Genomic DNA, 16,247 nt, shown 5'->3' with positions numbered 1-16,247 from the left:
TAGGGCCATAAGGGGCTCGATGACAACTGCTAAAAGCACTATTTTAAGCCCTCAATTAAACGTTTCAGTCACTCTCACCTGCCTAGCAGCTCTAGCCCATACTGTTAGCGCTTACTTACATTAGGTTACGCCATAAAGAGTCGATAGGCGGGGTTATCGCTCTCTTGCCAATAGCGGTAGCCAATGGCATCCAAGTACTCGGTGACGTGCGTGCGATCCTCGCTCGGCACTTGCATACCCACTAATACACGCCCATAAGCAGCACCGTGATTACGATAGTGAAATAGAGAGATATTCCAATCGTGTGGCAGTTGAGTTAAAAAATTCATCAGTGCACCAGGACGCTCTGGAAACTCAAAGCGATAAAGCTCCTCTTCAAAACGCTCGCTGGGGCGTCCGCCACTTAAATGGCGAATATGCAGCTTTGCTAATTCATTATCGGTTAAATCTTCCACCTGATAACCACCTTCGCGCAATTTATCGATCACCGCCTGTCGATCCTCACCGCCCGGCTTGATTTGAACGCCCACGAAGATATGCGCGTCGCTATCATCGGCGTAGCGGTAGCTAAATTCGGTCACCATCCGTTTCCCCAGCGTGCGGCAGAACTTCTTGAAGCTGCCGGGTTTTTCGGCGATGGTAACGGCCAAGATGGCTTCGCGCTGCTCGCCTAGCTCGGTACGTTCGGCAATGTGCTGCAGGCGGTCGAAGTTGGTATTGGCCCCCGAATTGATACACAGCAGCGTCTCGCCTTCAGCCCCCGTCTGCTGAACGTACTTTTTGAGACCTGCCAACGAGAGTGCGCCAGAGGTTTCAGCAACGGCGCGAGTATCTTCGAAAATATCCTTTACCGCGGCACACATCTCATCGGTATTCACGGTAATCACGTCGTCGACGAGGTCGCGCACCAGCGAGAACGGCACTTCACCAATTTGCGCTACCGCAACGCCTTCGGCAAAGACACCGACCTGATCCAACACCACGCGCTCGCCGGCCTCCATAGCGGCTTTGAGACAGGCGCTATCCTCGGCTTCCACGCCGATGATTTTGATGTCTGGACGCAGGTACTTTACGTAGGCTGCCACGCCGGCAATCAGGCCACCGCCGCCGACGGGGATGAAAATCGCGTCCAAACGCCCTCCGTGCTGGCGCAGAATTTCGACACCAATGGTGCCTTGCCCGGCCACCACGTCGATGTCGTCAAACGGTGGAATATAGGTGTAACCGTGCTCGTTGATCAGTTCCTGAGCATGCTCGGCAGCCGCCGCGAAGGCATCGCCTTTGAGGACTACCTTAGCGCCACGAGCGCGCACCGCTTGAACCTTGATATCCGGAGTGATGCGCGGCATGACGATGACCGCTTTCACGCCCATCAGCTTGGCGGCCATAGCCAACCCCTGAGCGTGGTTGCCCGCCGACGCCGCGATGACCCCTTTGGCCTTCTGCTCATCGGTCAACTGGGCCATTTTGTTGTAGGCACCACGAATTTTGAACGAAAAGACCGGCTGTAAATCCTCACGTTTGATCAAAATCTGGTTATTGAAGCGACGCGACAAAAAGGGAGCGGGCGAAATGGGCGTCTCACAAGCGGCTTCATAAACGCGGGCTTGGAGGATCTTTTTGACGGTGGCTTCGAGCATGCTGACATCCCAGAAAAATGACGTGACCCTGGCGGGCGCGAGAAAAGCCTTTATTGGTAGCAGATGACAATGGGCAACGTCCAGCGGCGTTTCCATCGGCACTGGACGCTTGGCCCGTTATACTAAGGGCGACTGCCTCTCCGACTATTGGACCCATCATGACACAAGATGAATTGAAAGCGGCGGTAGCCGACGCTGCTATCGACGAGATTACGCCTCACTTGGAAAAAGAGACCGTACTGGGTATTGGTACCGGCTCGACGGCCAACCTGTTTATCGACCGCCTAGGCCCCTTACGCGACCGTTTCAAAGGCGCCGTGGCCAGCTCAGAAGCCAGCGCCGAACGACTAAAAGGTCTCGGCATAGAGGTGTTCGAGCTCAATCATGTGGGCGACGTGCCTTTTTATATCGATGGCGCAGACGAAGTAAATGCACACTTACATATGATCAAAGGCGGTGGTGCAGCGCTCACGAGAGAAAAAATCGTCGCTGCCTGCGCCAAGCGTTTCATCTGTATTGCCGATGGTTCGAAATACGTGGCACAGCTAGGCCAGTTTCCGCTACCCGTGGAAGTCATTCCCATGGCGCGCTCCTACGTCGCCCGTGAGCTGGTCAAGCTAGGGGCAGAGCCGGTGTATCGCCAAGGCGTGGTGACGGATAACGGTAACCATATTATTGACTGCTTCAACTTTATGATTGAGGACCCGGTGGCAATGGAAGCGCGTATCAACGCTATCGTCGGTGTCGTGACCAACGGTCTATTTGCCGCGCGTGGCGCCGATGTGCTGCTACTGGGTAAGACGGATGGCGTAGAGCGCAAGGCGTTACGCTAACCTTGAGTCACCCATCTCATTAAGGGGCCAGCCCAGTGCTGGCCCTTTCTTTTATTCAAAGGGGCTTGCCACTCATTCAATGAGACTTAGAAGAAGCCTCTTTTACTGAGGAGAAATATCAGCCTTTCTCTCCTTGTATCTCAATGTAAATCAATTAAACATTAAGATACATTCTGTTTCAAAGCACGAATCCTTAGTGTCACACTATCGGGTGTTTTGGGCCTCACGGGAGAAAGACCATGCTAACGTACCCACATCATGTATTGGTGACTGGCGGCGCAGGATTCATCGGCTCCCATACCGTCGAGCGACTGTTGCAAGACAACCATCGCGTCAGGGTATTAGATAACTTCTCCACAGGGCGTTTAAGCAACCTCCCTACACACCCTTTACTAGACGTCGTCGTCGGCGATATTCGCAGCGTAGAGGATGTTCAAACCGCCATGAAGGGGGTGACACATTGTTTGCATCTAGCTGCCCAAGTCTCCGTGGCAAGCTCCGTTGCCGATCCTGTGGGCTCTGCCACCCATAATATTTTAGGTGCCCTCAACGTCATGCATGCGGCGTCTATGGCCCATGTGAGTAAACTCGTCTACGCCTCCTCGGCTGCGGTGTACGGTATTCCTGCACAACTGCCATTGCCAGAAGAGGCCGAACTGCAGCCTTTATCACCGTATGGACTAGAGAAGTGGATCGATGAGCGCTATGCGGCCCTATTAGGTAGTCTGCATGGCCTACCCAGCCTAGGGCTTCGCTATTTCAATGTGTATGGTCCCCGCCAAGACCCTAACTCCCCGTATGCGGGCGTCATTGCACGCTTCCTCGACCGTCTTCTCAGCCATCAGCCCCCCCTAGTGTTCGGGGATGGCTTGCAATCGCGGGATTTTATTTATGTGGGCGATATTGCCCGGGCAAACGTGGCCGCCTTATTTAGCCCCCAGTGCGGCATCTGCAACGTAGCCACTGGTCAGCAGATTGATTTGCTCACGTTAATTGATCTGTTGGGACAACTGACCCACTGCCATTTGACCCCACAGCACCTGCCCGCCAAAGCCGAGGATATTCGGGACTCGTGCGGCAACAACCGACGTTTATCCGAGTGGTTAATGATCGAGCCAACGTGGACCTTGACAGAAGGCTTAAGCGAGCTGATTAGTTATGTAAGCCCTGCGCACGGCTATCTTGATGAGCCCTCGCGCATAAACGCTTAGCCCCTTCTTCACCGACTCTTGACACGACAGGTGGCACCGATGGCGAAGCTTTTTATGCGCACGCTGACATGGCTGCTTCTCGGGCTTATCGGCTCCGCTGTTTACGCAAACTCCCCCGTCCAACAGCCTAGCGTTGCGTTTTACTACGGTAACGAGCCCCCGGTTGAACTGCTCTCTCAGTTTGACTGGATCGTGGTGGAGGCCGCCAATGTCGACAGCGCCGAGCAGCGCCTGCTGGCGCAGCATGGAGGCCAGCCGTTTGCCTATGTCAGCATCGGTGAGCTCGACGCATGGCGGGGGGCTGCCACCTCGCTGCCCGCTGATGCACTCGTCACCTCTAACACCGCCTGGAATAGCCAGGTGGCCGATCTCACCCACTCGGCGTGGCGTACTTACCTAATTGAGGAGCACATTCGCCCGCTCTGGGAGACAGGATATCGCGGCCTGTTTCTAGATACCTTAGACAGCTATCGCTTATTTGCACCCGATGGTCCGGCCGCCGAACGTCAGCAGGCCGCACTGGTGGACATCATTCATTCCATCAAGCAGCAGTTTCCCGACATGCAGCTGCTCCTCAACCGTGGGTTTGAAGTGCTGAACCAGGTGCAAGGGCAGATCGTTGGCGTCGCGGCGGAGTCGCTTTATCGCGGCTGGAACCCGGCCACCCAAGTGTATGGTGCCGTCCCCGACAACGATCGAGCCTGGCTGTATACGCAGCTCGCCCGCGTGCGCGACCACTATCGCTTACCGGCCATTGCCATTGATTATGTACCCGCCAATAACCGTACGCTTGCCAGAGAAACCGCCCAACGGATTCATGGTGAAGGGTTTATTCCCTGGGTTAGCGTGCCGCAGCTCAATCAAATGGGCGTGGGACTCATTGAGCCCATCCCACGCAGAGTGCTGATCTTTTTCGATAAGGCTAAAACGGAAGCTGGGGAGCTGGCCTACACCAACGCGCATCGCTACCTGGCGATGCCACTGGAATACCTGGGTTATGGAGCAGAATATCTGGACGTCAATGGGCCACTACCCAGCGATCTGCTACATGGCCGTTACGCCGGTGTCGTGACCTGGTTCAACGAACCTATTGCGAACGCTCCCCGCTATAGCGCCTGGTTACAGCACCAGATGGAGCACGGCTTGCGAGCCGCGATAGTGGGTATACCGGGGATCCCGATTTCCGGCACGCTAGGCCGCTTGATGGGGCTGCGTGAGGTCTACGGCATCAACCCTCAAGGCCTCACCCTGGCCAGTCATGATGACGTCGCCAATTTCGAGGGCATGCCAACCCCGCCGCCCGTGCCACAAACCAGCTACGAAATTGTGGGCAGTGGGCTCACCGCCCACCTCACCATTCGCGACAGCACGGGCCGCCAATTTTCGCCCATTGTGACCGGCGCCTGGGGAGGCTTGGCCAGCCACCCATGGGTGGTTGAAGAGGCGAACGAGTATCAAAAACGCTGGAACATCGACCCGTTTGTCTTTTTGCAGCGCGCCCTGGCACTTCCCGATATGCCAGTGCCCGACGCCACCACAGAGAACGGCGCACGTTATTGGATGACCCAGATCGATGGCGACGCCTTTGTCAGCCGAGCCGATCTGCCGGGCACGCCCTTTACCGGCGAATTGATGCTGTCCGATATTCTGATGCGCTATCAAGTCCCTACGACGGTATCGATCATCGAGGGTGAAATAGGCCCAGACGGCCTGTACCCGCAGTACCGCTCGGTACTCGAGCCCTTGGCACGTCGTATCTTCGCGCTGCCTTGGGTAGAGGTGGCGACCCATACCTTCAGCCACCCCTTCGAATGGGAAAGCCTCAAAGAAAATGATTTAGCGGGTCAGGGAACCACCACCGCAGGCTTCAACTACAACCTGCCGATACCCAACTACCGGTTTTCATTACGTCGAGAAATTGAAGGTTCTGCCCGCTACATCAACCGCGCGCTAGCCCCCACTGACAAGCCGGTCAGCGTCGTGCTCTGGACAGGCAACGCGCTGCCGCCGGAAGAAGCCTTGGCCATTGCCGATGAGCTGGGGCTTCGCAATATCAATGGCGGCAACACCAGTGTTACCCATAGCAACCCCACCATGACCCGGGTGTCTCCGATGCTGCGCCCCGTGGGCCACTACCTGCAGGTCTACGCGCCGCAAATCAATGAAAACGTCTACACCAACAATATGCTTGGCCCGCTCTGGGGCTATCGGCGCGCCATTGAAACCTACCAGATCACCGATCAGCCTCGCCGCTTAAAGCCCATCGATATCTATTACCACTTTTATTCGGCCGCCAGTCCCGGCGCGCTACGGGCACTGCACCAAGTGTACGAGTACGTGCTCACCCAAGAGACACTGCCGGTCTACACCAGCACCTGGAGCGATGTGGCCACCCAGTGGTACCACACGGGTGTTGCACGCCACCTGGACGGCGGCTGGGTGATTCAGGGTACCCAACACATGCGTACCCTGCGCCTGCCGACATCGCTTGGCTGGCCCGATCTGCAGCGCTCAACGAATGTGGCGGGTGTTCGCGAGATTGAGTCAGGTCGCTATGTGGCACTCTCAGGTACAAACGACGCCCAGCTGTATCTCACCCCTCATGCCCCGCAAACACCGCACTTGCGCTATGCCAACGGACGTATTGATACATGGCAGCACCTCTCTCCAGGCAACATCACCCTCTCCTTGGCAGCTGAGCAAGTGCCTCTGCAGGTGGAGCTTGCTGCCACCCAGGGCTGCCAAGTCTCAGCACCGACTGCGCGCCTAGAGCAGCGCGGCACCAGTACCTTCCTACACTATGGCAGCGCTCGCGGTGAGCGTATCGAGGTGCGCTGTGCTGTCCGATAAGCCTGCCATTACCGCGCGTAAGGGGGCGGCGCTACCCTCGCGGCGGCTCATTCGACCGCTCACGCTACGGCTCATTGCTGCCGTCGTGGCCTTGATACTGGTACTGCTTTTTCCGGCGCATCATCTGCTCACGCTGGAAAATAACGACAGTATGCCAAGCCGGATATCAATCCTTTACGCCCAGGCGCTGCTCAACGCTAACCCTGGCAATAGCGAGCTGCGTATCAGCCTCGCCAACAAACTGTTTCAGGTGGGCGAGTTTGCGCTCGCAAACGCAACCTTAGAACCGCTGCATAACAGTCCTGATACAGCAGTGCAGTGGTTGCGACTCAGCATCGAGTGGCAGTTGTTGGCGGCTATTGCTCCCGACCATTCAGACCGGTTGAACGCAGTTCAGCACTTTCAGCACTTGCTGCTGGCCTTTCAACGTCATGCGGTTCTGTCCTCGGATTATTTGGAAACCATGGCTACGTACTGGTTGGCCACGGAGCATCCAGCCCATGCAGCGGCCCTGTATGAGCGGCTAGGAGAACAGGACCGGGAACGTCAATACCACTGGCTTTCACTGGCAGGCCACTGGTGGCTGCGTGCGGGACACCCTGATCGTTCCGCTGCGGCTTGGCACCGCGCTTACCAAGTGGCGGAAACATCCGTGATGACACTCGGCTGGCTAGGCTGGCTGGTGAGCCCTGCCTACGCTCAAGCTGGCGAAGCATCGCCCGAGTCACTGAGACGGGCCGCGGCGCTTGAAGCGCTGCGCTCAGCACAGCAAAGCCAGGACGACGACGGCGTTGGTTACGCCCGCGAATACCTTAGTGTGTTTCCCAACGATCCTGAGCTGCTGGACCTGGGTATTCGTTTGGCGCTTGCCCACGGCCAGCCCCAACAGGCGCTAGCGTGGTCGCAGCGGCTCATCGACGTACGGCCCGACACTGCAACGCTGGAGCGTCATGTCACCATCGCGCTGGGGCTTAACGAGCTCGCCGCTGCGCTTGAAGCGCTGACCCTTCTCCGCCAACGTCACCCAGAGCAGCCGCGCTATTTAGAGCAGTTTGCGCAAACGCAGCAGTGGGCGGGCGATGCGGCGGGGGCCATGCAGAGTGCCCAAACATTAGCGAGACTGACAGGTGAAGAGCGGCATGATCGGTGGGTCGTGGCGCTGGCTCTTAGCGTGCGTGATCGCAACGCCGCCCTGCAGGCGCTCACCCGCCTGGAGAGCAATGGCACCATCACGCTAGAGGATCGCCGTCTCTGGGCAGACCTGCTGGAACAGCTGGGCGATCCAGATACCGCCATCGCCCGCATTCAATCCTGGCAAGCCGCCGGCATTCGCGACCAGGCGCTGGCCATCCGCGCCGCTACCTGGCTAGAGCAAACTGGACGCTTGGACGAAGCAGACGAGGCCTGGACCGCCATCACTGCGCAATACGGCGCTCAGCCTGCGTTTGTTCAAGCACAGAGCAACGTATTGGCACAAAACTGGCGGCTGGATAGCGCATTCGACGTGCTTGCCAACGCGCCATCCACTCCCCAAGACGCCGCCACCGGCTATTGGCAACAGCGGGCCGCCTTGGCATGGCAGTTAGGTGACAGTGCGGCCAGCTTAGAAGCCTATACCGCCCTGTTTGAGCAAGGTGCCCTTGATGCAGACGGCACCTCACGCCTTATCCAGACCGCCGCCGATCAGCAACAGTTAGACCTCGCCATGCGCGTATCGGAACAGCGCTGGACACAAGCGAAAGATGGCGATGCCTTAATCCAAATGCTGTACCTCGCCCAGCGTGAGCGCCAGCCTGCGCTGACACAAACGCTATTGGCCATGGCCGATCAAGCCCCAGAACAGTTTGCGCAGTCGCCCGATTACTGGGGAGCCGTCGCGCAGCAAGCCTTGTTGCAGCGAGCTCCAGGCGAGGCCATGGCGGCTTATCAGCGCGCCTTGGAGCTCTCAACCGATAACCCAAGCCTACAAGCGGGCATGCTTTACGCCCTGGCCGCAGCAGGCGAGTCGGACGTGCTGCGCCAACGCCTCGTAGAGTGGCAGCCCACCGCTGCCAATACGCCCGCCATGATGAGCGCCATGGCAGAGGGCCATCGCTATTTAGGCAATTTGGACCACGCATTGACGTGGTACGCCATGGCCAGCGATGCCCGCGTGCTGGATGACTGGCAGCAGCTTTATTACGCCGACGCGCTAGACCAAAGCGGCCAGCATAACGTTGCCTTTACCCGCCGTATCGCCGCCCTTAACCAACTCTCCCCTGGGCTGCTGAAAGATCTCGACGCACCGCTGAGCAGTGAGCAACGCCGTGAACAGATACAAGTGATGGCACTGGTTGCCCAGCGCCAGGGGCCAGACAGCGTACACGGCTGGTATCGCCATATCGTGGCCGACGCGTTTGCGACCACCCCCGCCCAAGCCCGTGAGAGCGAGTGGTTATTCGACGCCAACATCGCCCTACAGCGTCCACTCCATGCCCGCTATGTGCTGCTGCGCGCCCAGGCTCTGGGCTTCCCCAGCCCGCCATGGCAAGTGCTCGCCGTGGCGATGGAAAAAAATGATCGCGATACGCTAAAACAGCTGCTGGAGAGTGATCTAGGCCGCACGCTTTCTGCCACCGACCGGCTGGCCATCATGCGCCAGCTTGACCGCCGCCAGGATGCCCGTGCACTGGCAGAAACGCTGACCCAGGCAGGGGAAGACCATCGCCAAGACCTTGTGGAGCTCGCCCAGGACATGCCCCATCGGCTATCCAGCAGCGCTTCCTATCAACGCCTGGGAGAGCTGGAGATTGCCGAACAAGAAGCCGTTTACCAACTCAGCGGCGAACGCTTCTGGGGCCAGCTAACGCTGGTACAACGCCAGTTGGATGCTCCTTCTAATGACGTTGATAGCAGCGGTATCACCGATGAGCGCGGAGGCGAATTAACCCTGGGCTGGAATGGCCCCAGGCTCGATACCCAGCTCAACGTTGGCCAACTACAAACGGACCGGGTCAATCGCACCTATGGCAGCGCGACGCAGCGCTGGCAAGCTACGTCACGCCTTGCCGGTACGCTCTATGGCGAGATTAGCCAAACCTCAGAGATCAATGAGCGCCTACGGTTGCTGGCCATTGAGGATCGCGTGGGAGCCCAGCTGGAGTGGACACCCACCGCCCGCGATACCCTGACCCTCAACGCCAGTCATATCGACCTGCGTAGCCGGGAAACCCGCGCAAGCCTGGGAGAGGGTTACCGCGTCGATGCCGCCTGGCGACATGCGCTGATCAAAGGGGCAACGCGGCAGCTAGAGATAAGCCTGCTCGCTAACCACGCCGACTACCGTGTCAACGACGCTCTGCCTGACGATATTCAGCGGCGGCTCGCAGCAGACACCCAAGCCACCGATTTACTCACCGACACCAGCAGCTTTATGGGGGTGGGCGTCACACTGCGCCGCGGCAACCCGTACGCCACATCGCCAACGCTGGCCTCCCCCATGCTGGAAGTCGGGTTAGAGGCCGGCTACCGGCTGCCCGATAACGATATTGGGCTAAACGCTCGCCTGGCTGTCGGTAGTCGCCTATTTGGCAACGATGCGCTCAGCCTGCAGTTAGAAGCGGATCAAGGGTCTGGCAGCGAGGGTGACACTAGCCTGGGCGTGTCACTGACCTATCACTACTTTCTGGGGCACTAGCCATGTCACAGGTAAACCAGCGGCCATGCCGTTACTCCACCCACTGCTTGCAGCGCCGCTCGAGCGCCCTCGGAGATACCGCTATGCATACCTACCTATCAAAGCCTCTTTTGTGGCTTGTGCTGCTGAGCCTGTGGTTGAGCGGCTGCGCTGTTACCGATGTGCATCGCTCTGACCCCGTCAGCCGACAAGCCAGCTGGGCCCTGCTACCCCTCGCCAATCACTCTGAAACACCGCTTGCGGGACACAAAGCGGAAGCTAGCCTGATGACCCTGTTACAGCAACGCGGCATTCACTCGCTCCGCCAAGCGCCACGGCCAGACGCCATGGACTTACTCAGCCTGCCCAGCGACCAGGATTACCAGGCAGCGCTTGCCTGGGCGCAGCAGCAAGGCGTGCGCTACGGCGTCACCGGCTCGTTGGATGAGTGGCAATACAAAGCAGGATTAGATGGCGAACCGGCGATTGGTATGAGCCTGCGAGTGGTGGATGTGAATAGCGGCGACATCGTGTGGAGCGCCAGCGGCGCGCGCACTGGCTGGGGGTTTAGTACCACTAGCGGCGTCGCGCAGAAACTCATGGCGGATCTCTTAGACACGCTGCCTTTGCAATAGAGGGGTCTGCCATGGCCACCCATATAGACGAACTGCAACCCGCGCTTGCCCCCCGCTGGCTGCGCTATCTGGAAACCCTCATCATCACCCTAGCGCTGCCAGTGATTGGCTGGATCATTAATCCAAACGATCCGCTGCTTTTGGGTAGTGGCCTGACGTGGCTGCTGGCCATTGCCCCCCTGCTCGTCGGGATGCGCTACGGTTTCGCCCTGGGCTTTGTCAGTGCCTTGCTCAGCGTCACCATCATGGGGTTGGAAGGTGTTTGGTATCACGGCGACTTGTTCGTCGAGCGTGCCCAGCGGCTGCCGATTGCCATCGCGCTCATTTTGGTGGGCATGGTGGCAGGTGAAATGGCGGATGTGTGGCGGCGGCGTCTTCAGCAAATGGCCATTCTGCACCGTGCGCAATCAACACGCCTGGAGGAGTTCGTGCGCCACTATCAGCTGCTGCGTGTCTCCCACGATCAGCTGGCAGAGCGACTGGCTGCCAACCCGTTTACCTTGCGTGATGCGCTGCGAGCACTGGAAGAGAAGTTCCTATCACTTGCCTCACACCAGGATCCACTGGCTCAGCATGGTGATGAACTGCTGGGTTTTTTAGCGCTTCACGCGCGCATTCAGCAAGCCGTGCTGTTGCCCGTGGATCAGCAGCAACGGCTTATGCCTCAGGCCGCAATGTGGTTTGGAGGGGAAACAGCCCTGGATTGGCATGACCCCATGCTAATGGCCTGCCTTGAACAGCGCCGTATGATCTGCCTGAAAAGCGCCATGGCCCAGGGCATCAATATTGATAACGCTCCCCTGCTTGCCGTCGTACCGCTCATGGACGTTGAAGAGCAAATTTACGCCGTGGTGGCGGTGACGGCGATGCCGTTCATTGATTTTCATCGCGGTCATTTACACCTCCTGGCGGTATTAGGTGCCCAGCTAGGTGACATGCTTCGACACACCCAGTGCTCTAGCCAAGGCAGCGGGGGCCATCAGCGCTCGCTGGTGGCGCAGTGGGTGCGGCATGCCCGAGAGCATCAGCTCACCTCACTGCTCGTAGCCATCGATTTTGCGGAGTCATTAAGCGACGCCCAGCTGCACCAGGCCGTTGATAACGTCGCTCAGCAGCAGCGCGGTCTGGATCGCAGCTGGATGGTGTGTCAGGCAGGTCTCCCAAGGCGCCTGTATGTGCTGCTCCCCTTAACCCAGCCACGCGCATTTACCATATACGCAGAGCGCCTGCAGGAACGCTTGGCCTCTGAACCTGGTCTTGGCGAAGCCTGTCAGGCCATTCGCCTCAGCTACCAAGTGATTGACGGACGACTATCGGCCAAAAAGCTTCTCTCGCGTCACGATCACGCCGAGGTGTCCCATGTACCGTCCTAATGCGCGCCCCCATATCGGTTGGCGCGTGCTGACAAGCCTGTGCTGGCTGTTAGCGGGCTTGGGGGTAGAAGGGTGGGTAGTCAATCGCTGGGTAATGGATAACGGGATAGTGGATAGCTGGGGCGCAAGCGTTGGGGCACCCTCGCTAACGCATCTGGCCGGGCACGCGGCGGGAAGCGTGTTACTGGCCGAAGGCCTTCGGCGGGCGCTCCCCCTCAACTATCAGCAACCCGTACTGGGCGCTCTAGTGGTGCTGTTCTTGCTGCTGTTTCTGCTGCCTGGCATTGCCTTTATCGGCTTACTGCTAGCCGTCGTGCCCGCGCTCTATTTATCCGCCCCGGCACGCCCTAGCGCTTGGCAACCGCTAGATTTACCCTCCCTTCCCTATCGGCCGCTGACACCCCCGAATGCTGATTCGATGGCTATGCGCGAAGGGCTCACTAGCGTCCTGAACGTCTCCGATAGCCCGGTGGCACGCCAAGAAGCCATTCTAGCTTGCCGCCATTTACCACCCAGGCAGGCCATTGGCCTACTGCGCTTAGGGCTGGCAGACCCAACCGATGATGTGCGTTTGCTGGCTTACTCCATGCTAAGCAACATTGAGCGCGATTTAGACGAGCGTATTCAGCGGCTGACGGCCACCCGTGACCAACATGGTGACCCTCACGGCCATCATGCCGAAGCGCTCGCCATGCTGAACTGGGAGTACGACTATCTGCATCTCGCCCAAGGCAGCACCGCACACTTTTATTTGACCCAAGCACTGAGTGAGATCGATACCGCCATTCGGCTTGCCAACTCCGCCCATCGCCAGCTGTTACGCGGTCGCTTGTGCTTGGCACTGAAAGCGTTCGATGACGCAGACGCCGCGTTTACACAGTGCGCATTGCTAGGCATGGAGGACGATGACCTAGCCGCTTACCGCGCGGAGCTGGCCTTCCAAACCCGGCGTTACCACGCCATGCAAGAGCAGCTTGCCCGGCTGAGCCCCAGCGCCGCGCAGCACCCTGTACTACACCCCTTGATGGAGTATTGGCGATGACATGGCCCACCCTGGGTAAACGCGATACACCGGCAGATGTCATTTTACTGCTCGAGGGCACCTACCCCATGGTACGAGGCGGCGTGAGCGCTTGGGTGGATCAGCTCATTCGAGGGCTGCCCCAACTGCGCTTTGCATTGGTTTTCTTGGGCGGTCGACCGGATCACTACCAGGGTATTTTGTTCGAGCGGCCCGCGAACGTGGTGCATCTGGAGTGCCACTATCTAATGGACGACCTGCCCTCGTTATCGGCCATCAAAGCGCGTCGAGGCAATCTCAGTACGTTCGACACCGTGCAGGAGCTGCACGAAAACCTGCGCAACCCTGAGCAGCAGGACCCGCTACGCGCCCTGTGTGATGTGGCGCGAATGATTGGCCAACGGGGCGGCTTGAGCCGCGAGGATTTTCTACATAGCCAGGCGGCTTGGCAGCAAATCGTTGACCACTACCTGACCCACGTCACCGAGCCCTCGTTCATCGACTACTTTTGGTCGGTGCGCAATATTCATGCGCCGCTCTTTTTGCTGGCCAGCATTGCGCAAAAACTGCCTAAAGGGCGCTGCCTACATGCCATTTCCACCGGTTACGCGGGATTTCTCGGCGCGCTGGCGCACCATATTCACCACCTCCCCTTCGCGATTACCGAACATGGCATTTATACCAAGGAGCGGCAGATTGACCTGTTAGAGGCAAAGTGGATCAAAACCTCCACCGATGCGCTATCCCACGGTTTTCAGATCCATACGGGCTACCTGCGCCAGATGTGGATTCGCTTTTTCCAGGGCCTTGGCCGAATGACCTATGCCAGCGCTTCGCACATTACCACGCTACACGAAGGCAACCGCCTACGGCAGATACAAGACGGTGCCGAGAAGGCGCGCACGCGGATTATTCCCAACGGGATTCAGATCGAGCGCTTCGCCCCGTTGCGCAGCGCGACCGCCCACAACCAGCAACCGATCGTGGCGCTGCTGGGCCGCGTGACCCCCATCAAAGATATCAAGACCTTCATTCGCGCGATGCGCCAGCTTATCAGCCAAGTCCCTGAAGCCCAGGGCTGGATTGTTGGACCCGACAGTGAAGACCCAGCTTACGCCCAAGAGTGCCGCGATTTAGTCCAGCAGCTAGGCGTTGAAAAGCAGGTGCGGTTTCTTGGCTTCCAACGTACCGAGGAGATACTGGCCCAGGTGCGCTTAGTGGTACTGACCTCTATTAGCGAGGCTCAGCCGCTGGTAGTACTGGAAGCCATGGCGGCGGGTATACCGGTGGTGTGCAGCGATGTGGGCGCCTGCCGGGAGCTGGTCATCGGCGACCCTGCTCAACAGCAGGCAGCGGGCCATATTGTGCCCATCGCCAACCCCATGGCCACTGCCCATGCCATGGAGCAGCTGCTAACGCAGCCCGCTAGATGGCTGGACGCTCGCGCAGCAGGCATCGCCCGCGTAGAGGCCGACTATACCGAGGCCTTAATGATGGCGCGCTATCTGCAGCTGTATGACGAGGTCATGTACCCCGACGCCCTCCCGATGACGGCAGCAGCTCGCCTGTTCACCGCGCTTGGCAGGCGCTAATACCTAGTTGAGGAGGGGGTTATGGCAGGCATTGGTTTTGAGCTTCGGCGATTACTGCGCCAGGACAGCTACGTCAGCCTGCTGCGTGCCTATGGCTACGCAGGCTTGATCAGTTCCGGGCCCTGGGTGCTGTCGATACTGGCAGTCATGGCGCTTGGGGTGTTGTCCGCAGCGACCAGTCCCAGTGGCAGTGCCCATGTAACGGAGTTTTTGGTCTCGGTGACTTGGCTGGTGGCTAGTTCACTGCTGCTAACGTCACTGGTGCAGCTGCTGTTTACCCGCTTTGTGGCCGACCGCCTGTTTGAAAAGCGCGACAGCGCGATTCTGCCGAACCTGTTTGGTCTGCTCACGCTGGTGGTACTCGTCGCGGCCAGCGTCGGGACAAGCCTTCTATGGTTCACCTTTCAAGGCACGCCATGGCTTTATCAGCTTGAAATGCTGATGAGCTTTATCGTGCTGAGCATGATCTGGTGCGTCACGGTGTTCGTTGCCGGTGTTAAGGCCTATCGCCAAGTCCTGTGGGCCTTTGCGTTTGGCTATGGCGCCACCTTCGTGGGTGGCATGCTGCTGAGCAGCTACGGATTGATAGGGTTACTGGGGGGCTTTGTGCTGGGCCAGAGCCTGCTGCTCTTTACGCTGCTGGCGATGGTGATTCGCCACTACCCAAGCGATCGGCTATGGGCCTTTGACCTGCACCGCGCAGGGCAGTGTCAGCGGGCGCTGATGGCCATTGGCTTGTTTTATCAGCTCGGTATCTGGGCAGACAAGCTCGTCTTTTGGTTTCACTCTGGCACCTCGGAGACCATTATTGGCCCGCTGCGCGCCTCACCCATTTACGACCTGCCGATCTTCTTGGCGTACCTCTCCATCGTACCGGGCATGGCCGTATTCATCATGCGTATGGAGACGGATTTCGCAGAGCGCTGCCAAGCGTATTACGACGCCATACGCCAAGGCGATACGCTGCTGCATATTGAGGACCTGCGCGGTGAGATGATGGCCAGCGTACGGCACGGCATTTATGACATCTTTAAAGTGCAGGGCATAACGGTCGTGGCCTTACTGCTCAGCGGACCGATGCTTTTTTCCTGGCTCGGTTTTTCCCACTGGTATCTGCCGCTATTTAATATCGACATCGTGGCAGTCGCCATACAAGTACTGTTTATGGCAATCCTCAACGTGCTATTTTATCTCGACCGCCTAAAACCCGCGCTGTGGCTATGCCTGCTATTTTTCATCGCCAATGTGCTTCTCACCCTGCTCAGCCAGATGCTAGGGCCAGTGTTTTACGGCTATGGCTATGCGCTGTCACTGCTGTTTACGTCGCTGGTGGGGCTTGCGGTACTCGATCATGAGTTTGAGCAGCTCACGTTCCAAACGTTCATGCTGCAGCCCCATAAGTAGGCCGCCAGGGCAAGAAGGGAGTGAATGCTTACT

Annotated in this window: 10 protein-coding genes; 9 read left to right on the top strand and 1 reads right to left on the bottom strand. The window is 58.4% G+C overall.

Annotated features, from left to right (window positions below):
* Positions 1–125: 125 nt before the first annotated feature.
* Positions 126–1,640, bottom strand: a complete 1,515-nt coding sequence (gene ilvA, locus FHJ80_RS06630) for a threonine ammonia-lyase, biosynthetic (RefSeq protein ID WP_139526195.1) — start codon at positions 1,638–1,640, stop codon at positions 126–128.
* 158 nt (positions 1,641–1,798) lie between these two features.
* Between ilvA and rpiA the strand changes: the two genes are divergently transcribed.
* The 9 genes from rpiA (at position 1,799) to pelG (ending at position 16,214) form a co-directional block, all read left to right on the top strand.
* On the top strand, positions 1,799–2,473 hold the full coding sequence (rpiA, locus tag FHJ80_RS06625; protein WP_139526194.1) for a ribose-5-phosphate isomerase RpiA: 675 nt from the start codon (positions 1,799–1,801) through the stop codon (positions 2,471–2,473).
* 239 nt (positions 2,474–2,712) lie between these two features.
* On the top strand, positions 2,713–3,684 hold the full coding sequence (locus FHJ80_RS06620) for an NAD-dependent epimerase/dehydratase family protein (RefSeq protein ID WP_139526193.1): 972 nt from the start codon (positions 2,713–2,715) through the stop codon (positions 3,682–3,684).
* Positions 3,685–3,723: 39 nt separating this feature from the next.
* Positions 3,724–6,534, top strand: a complete 2,811-nt coding sequence (locus tag FHJ80_RS06615; protein WP_239286352.1) for a bifunctional glycoside hydrolase 114/ polysaccharide deacetylase family protein — start codon at positions 3,724–3,726, stop codon at positions 6,532–6,534.
* Positions 6,521–10,210: a tetratricopeptide repeat protein gene (locus tag FHJ80_RS06610; RefSeq protein ID WP_176558222.1), complete on the top strand. Its 3,690-nt coding sequence runs from the start codon at positions 6,521–6,523 to the stop codon at positions 10,208–10,210. The genes FHJ80_RS06615 and FHJ80_RS06610 overlap by 14 nt, the downstream gene beginning before the upstream one ends.
* Positions 10,211–10,212: 2 nt before the next feature.
* Positions 10,213–10,824 carry a hypothetical protein gene (locus FHJ80_RS06605; RefSeq protein WP_255303884.1) on the top strand — a complete coding sequence of 204 codons (612 nt, stop codon included), beginning with the start codon at positions 10,213–10,215 and terminating at the stop codon, positions 10,822–10,824.
* Between the two features lie 11 nt (positions 10,825–10,835).
* Positions 10,836–12,197 (top strand): PelD GGDEF domain-containing protein, encoded by a 1,362-nt coding sequence (locus FHJ80_RS06600; RefSeq protein ID WP_139526191.1) that lies wholly within the window; start codon positions 10,836–10,838, stop codon positions 12,195–12,197.
* Positions 12,184–13,239: a HEAT repeat domain-containing protein gene (locus FHJ80_RS06595; RefSeq protein WP_139526190.1), complete on the top strand. Its 1,056-nt coding sequence runs from the start codon at positions 12,184–12,186 to the stop codon at positions 13,237–13,239. The genes FHJ80_RS06600 and FHJ80_RS06595 overlap by 14 nt, the downstream gene beginning before the upstream one ends.
* On the top strand, positions 13,236–14,810 hold the full coding sequence (pelF, locus tag FHJ80_RS06590) for a GT4 family glycosyltransferase PelF (protein ID WP_139526189.1): 1,575 nt from the start codon (positions 13,236–13,238) through the stop codon (positions 14,808–14,810). Before FHJ80_RS06595 ends, pelF begins: the two co-directional genes overlap by 4 nt.
* A 21-nt stretch (positions 14,811–14,831) precedes the next feature.
* Positions 14,832–16,214, top strand: a complete 1,383-nt coding sequence (gene pelG / locus FHJ80_RS06585) for an exopolysaccharide Pel transporter PelG (RefSeq protein ID WP_139526188.1) — start codon at positions 14,832–14,834, stop codon at positions 16,212–16,214.
* The last annotated feature ends 33 nt before the right edge of the window (positions 16,215–16,247 follow it).

The organism is Halomonas sp. BL6 (assembly GCF_006228115.1).
GTDB classification, from domain to species: Bacteria; Pseudomonadota; Gammaproteobacteria; order Pseudomonadales; family Halomonadaceae; genus Vreelandella; species Vreelandella piezotolerans.
The sequence above is the reverse complement of the archived record's forward strand: the minus strand, read 5'-3'. Positions and strand labels throughout refer to the sequence as shown.

What these genes read in the sequence shown, in the direction of transcription:
- ilvA (WP_139526195.1), bottom strand. Translation starts at nt 1,640, where the DNA reads ATGCTCGAAGCCACCGTCAAAAAGATCCTCCAAGCCCGCGTTTATGAA.
- rpiA (WP_139526194.1), top strand. Translation starts at nt 1,799, where the DNA reads ATGACACAAGATGAATTGAAAGCGGCGGTAGCCGACGCTGCTATCGAC.
- FHJ80_RS06620 (WP_139526193.1), top strand. Translation starts at nt 2,713, where the DNA reads ATGCTAACGTACCCACATCATGTATTGGTGACTGGCGGCGCAGGATTC.
- FHJ80_RS06615 (WP_239286352.1), top strand. Translation starts at nt 3,724, where the DNA reads ATGGCGAAGCTTTTTATGCGCACGCTGACATGGCTGCTTCTCGGGCTT.
- FHJ80_RS06605 (WP_255303884.1), top strand. Translation starts at nt 10,213, where the DNA reads ATGTCACAGGTAAACCAGCGGCCATGCCGTTACTCCACCCACTGCTTG.
- FHJ80_RS06600 (WP_139526191.1), top strand. Translation starts at nt 10,836, where the DNA reads ATGGCCACCCATATAGACGAACTGCAACCCGCGCTTGCCCCCCGCTGG.
- FHJ80_RS06595 (WP_139526190.1), top strand. Translation starts at nt 12,184, where the DNA reads ATGTACCGTCCTAATGCGCGCCCCCATATCGGTTGGCGCGTGCTGACA.
- pelF (WP_139526189.1), top strand. Translation starts at nt 13,236, where the DNA reads ATGACATGGCCCACCCTGGGTAAACGCGATACACCGGCAGATGTCATT.
- pelG (WP_139526188.1), top strand. Translation starts at nt 14,832, where the DNA reads ATGGCAGGCATTGGTTTTGAGCTTCGGCGATTACTGCGCCAGGACAGC.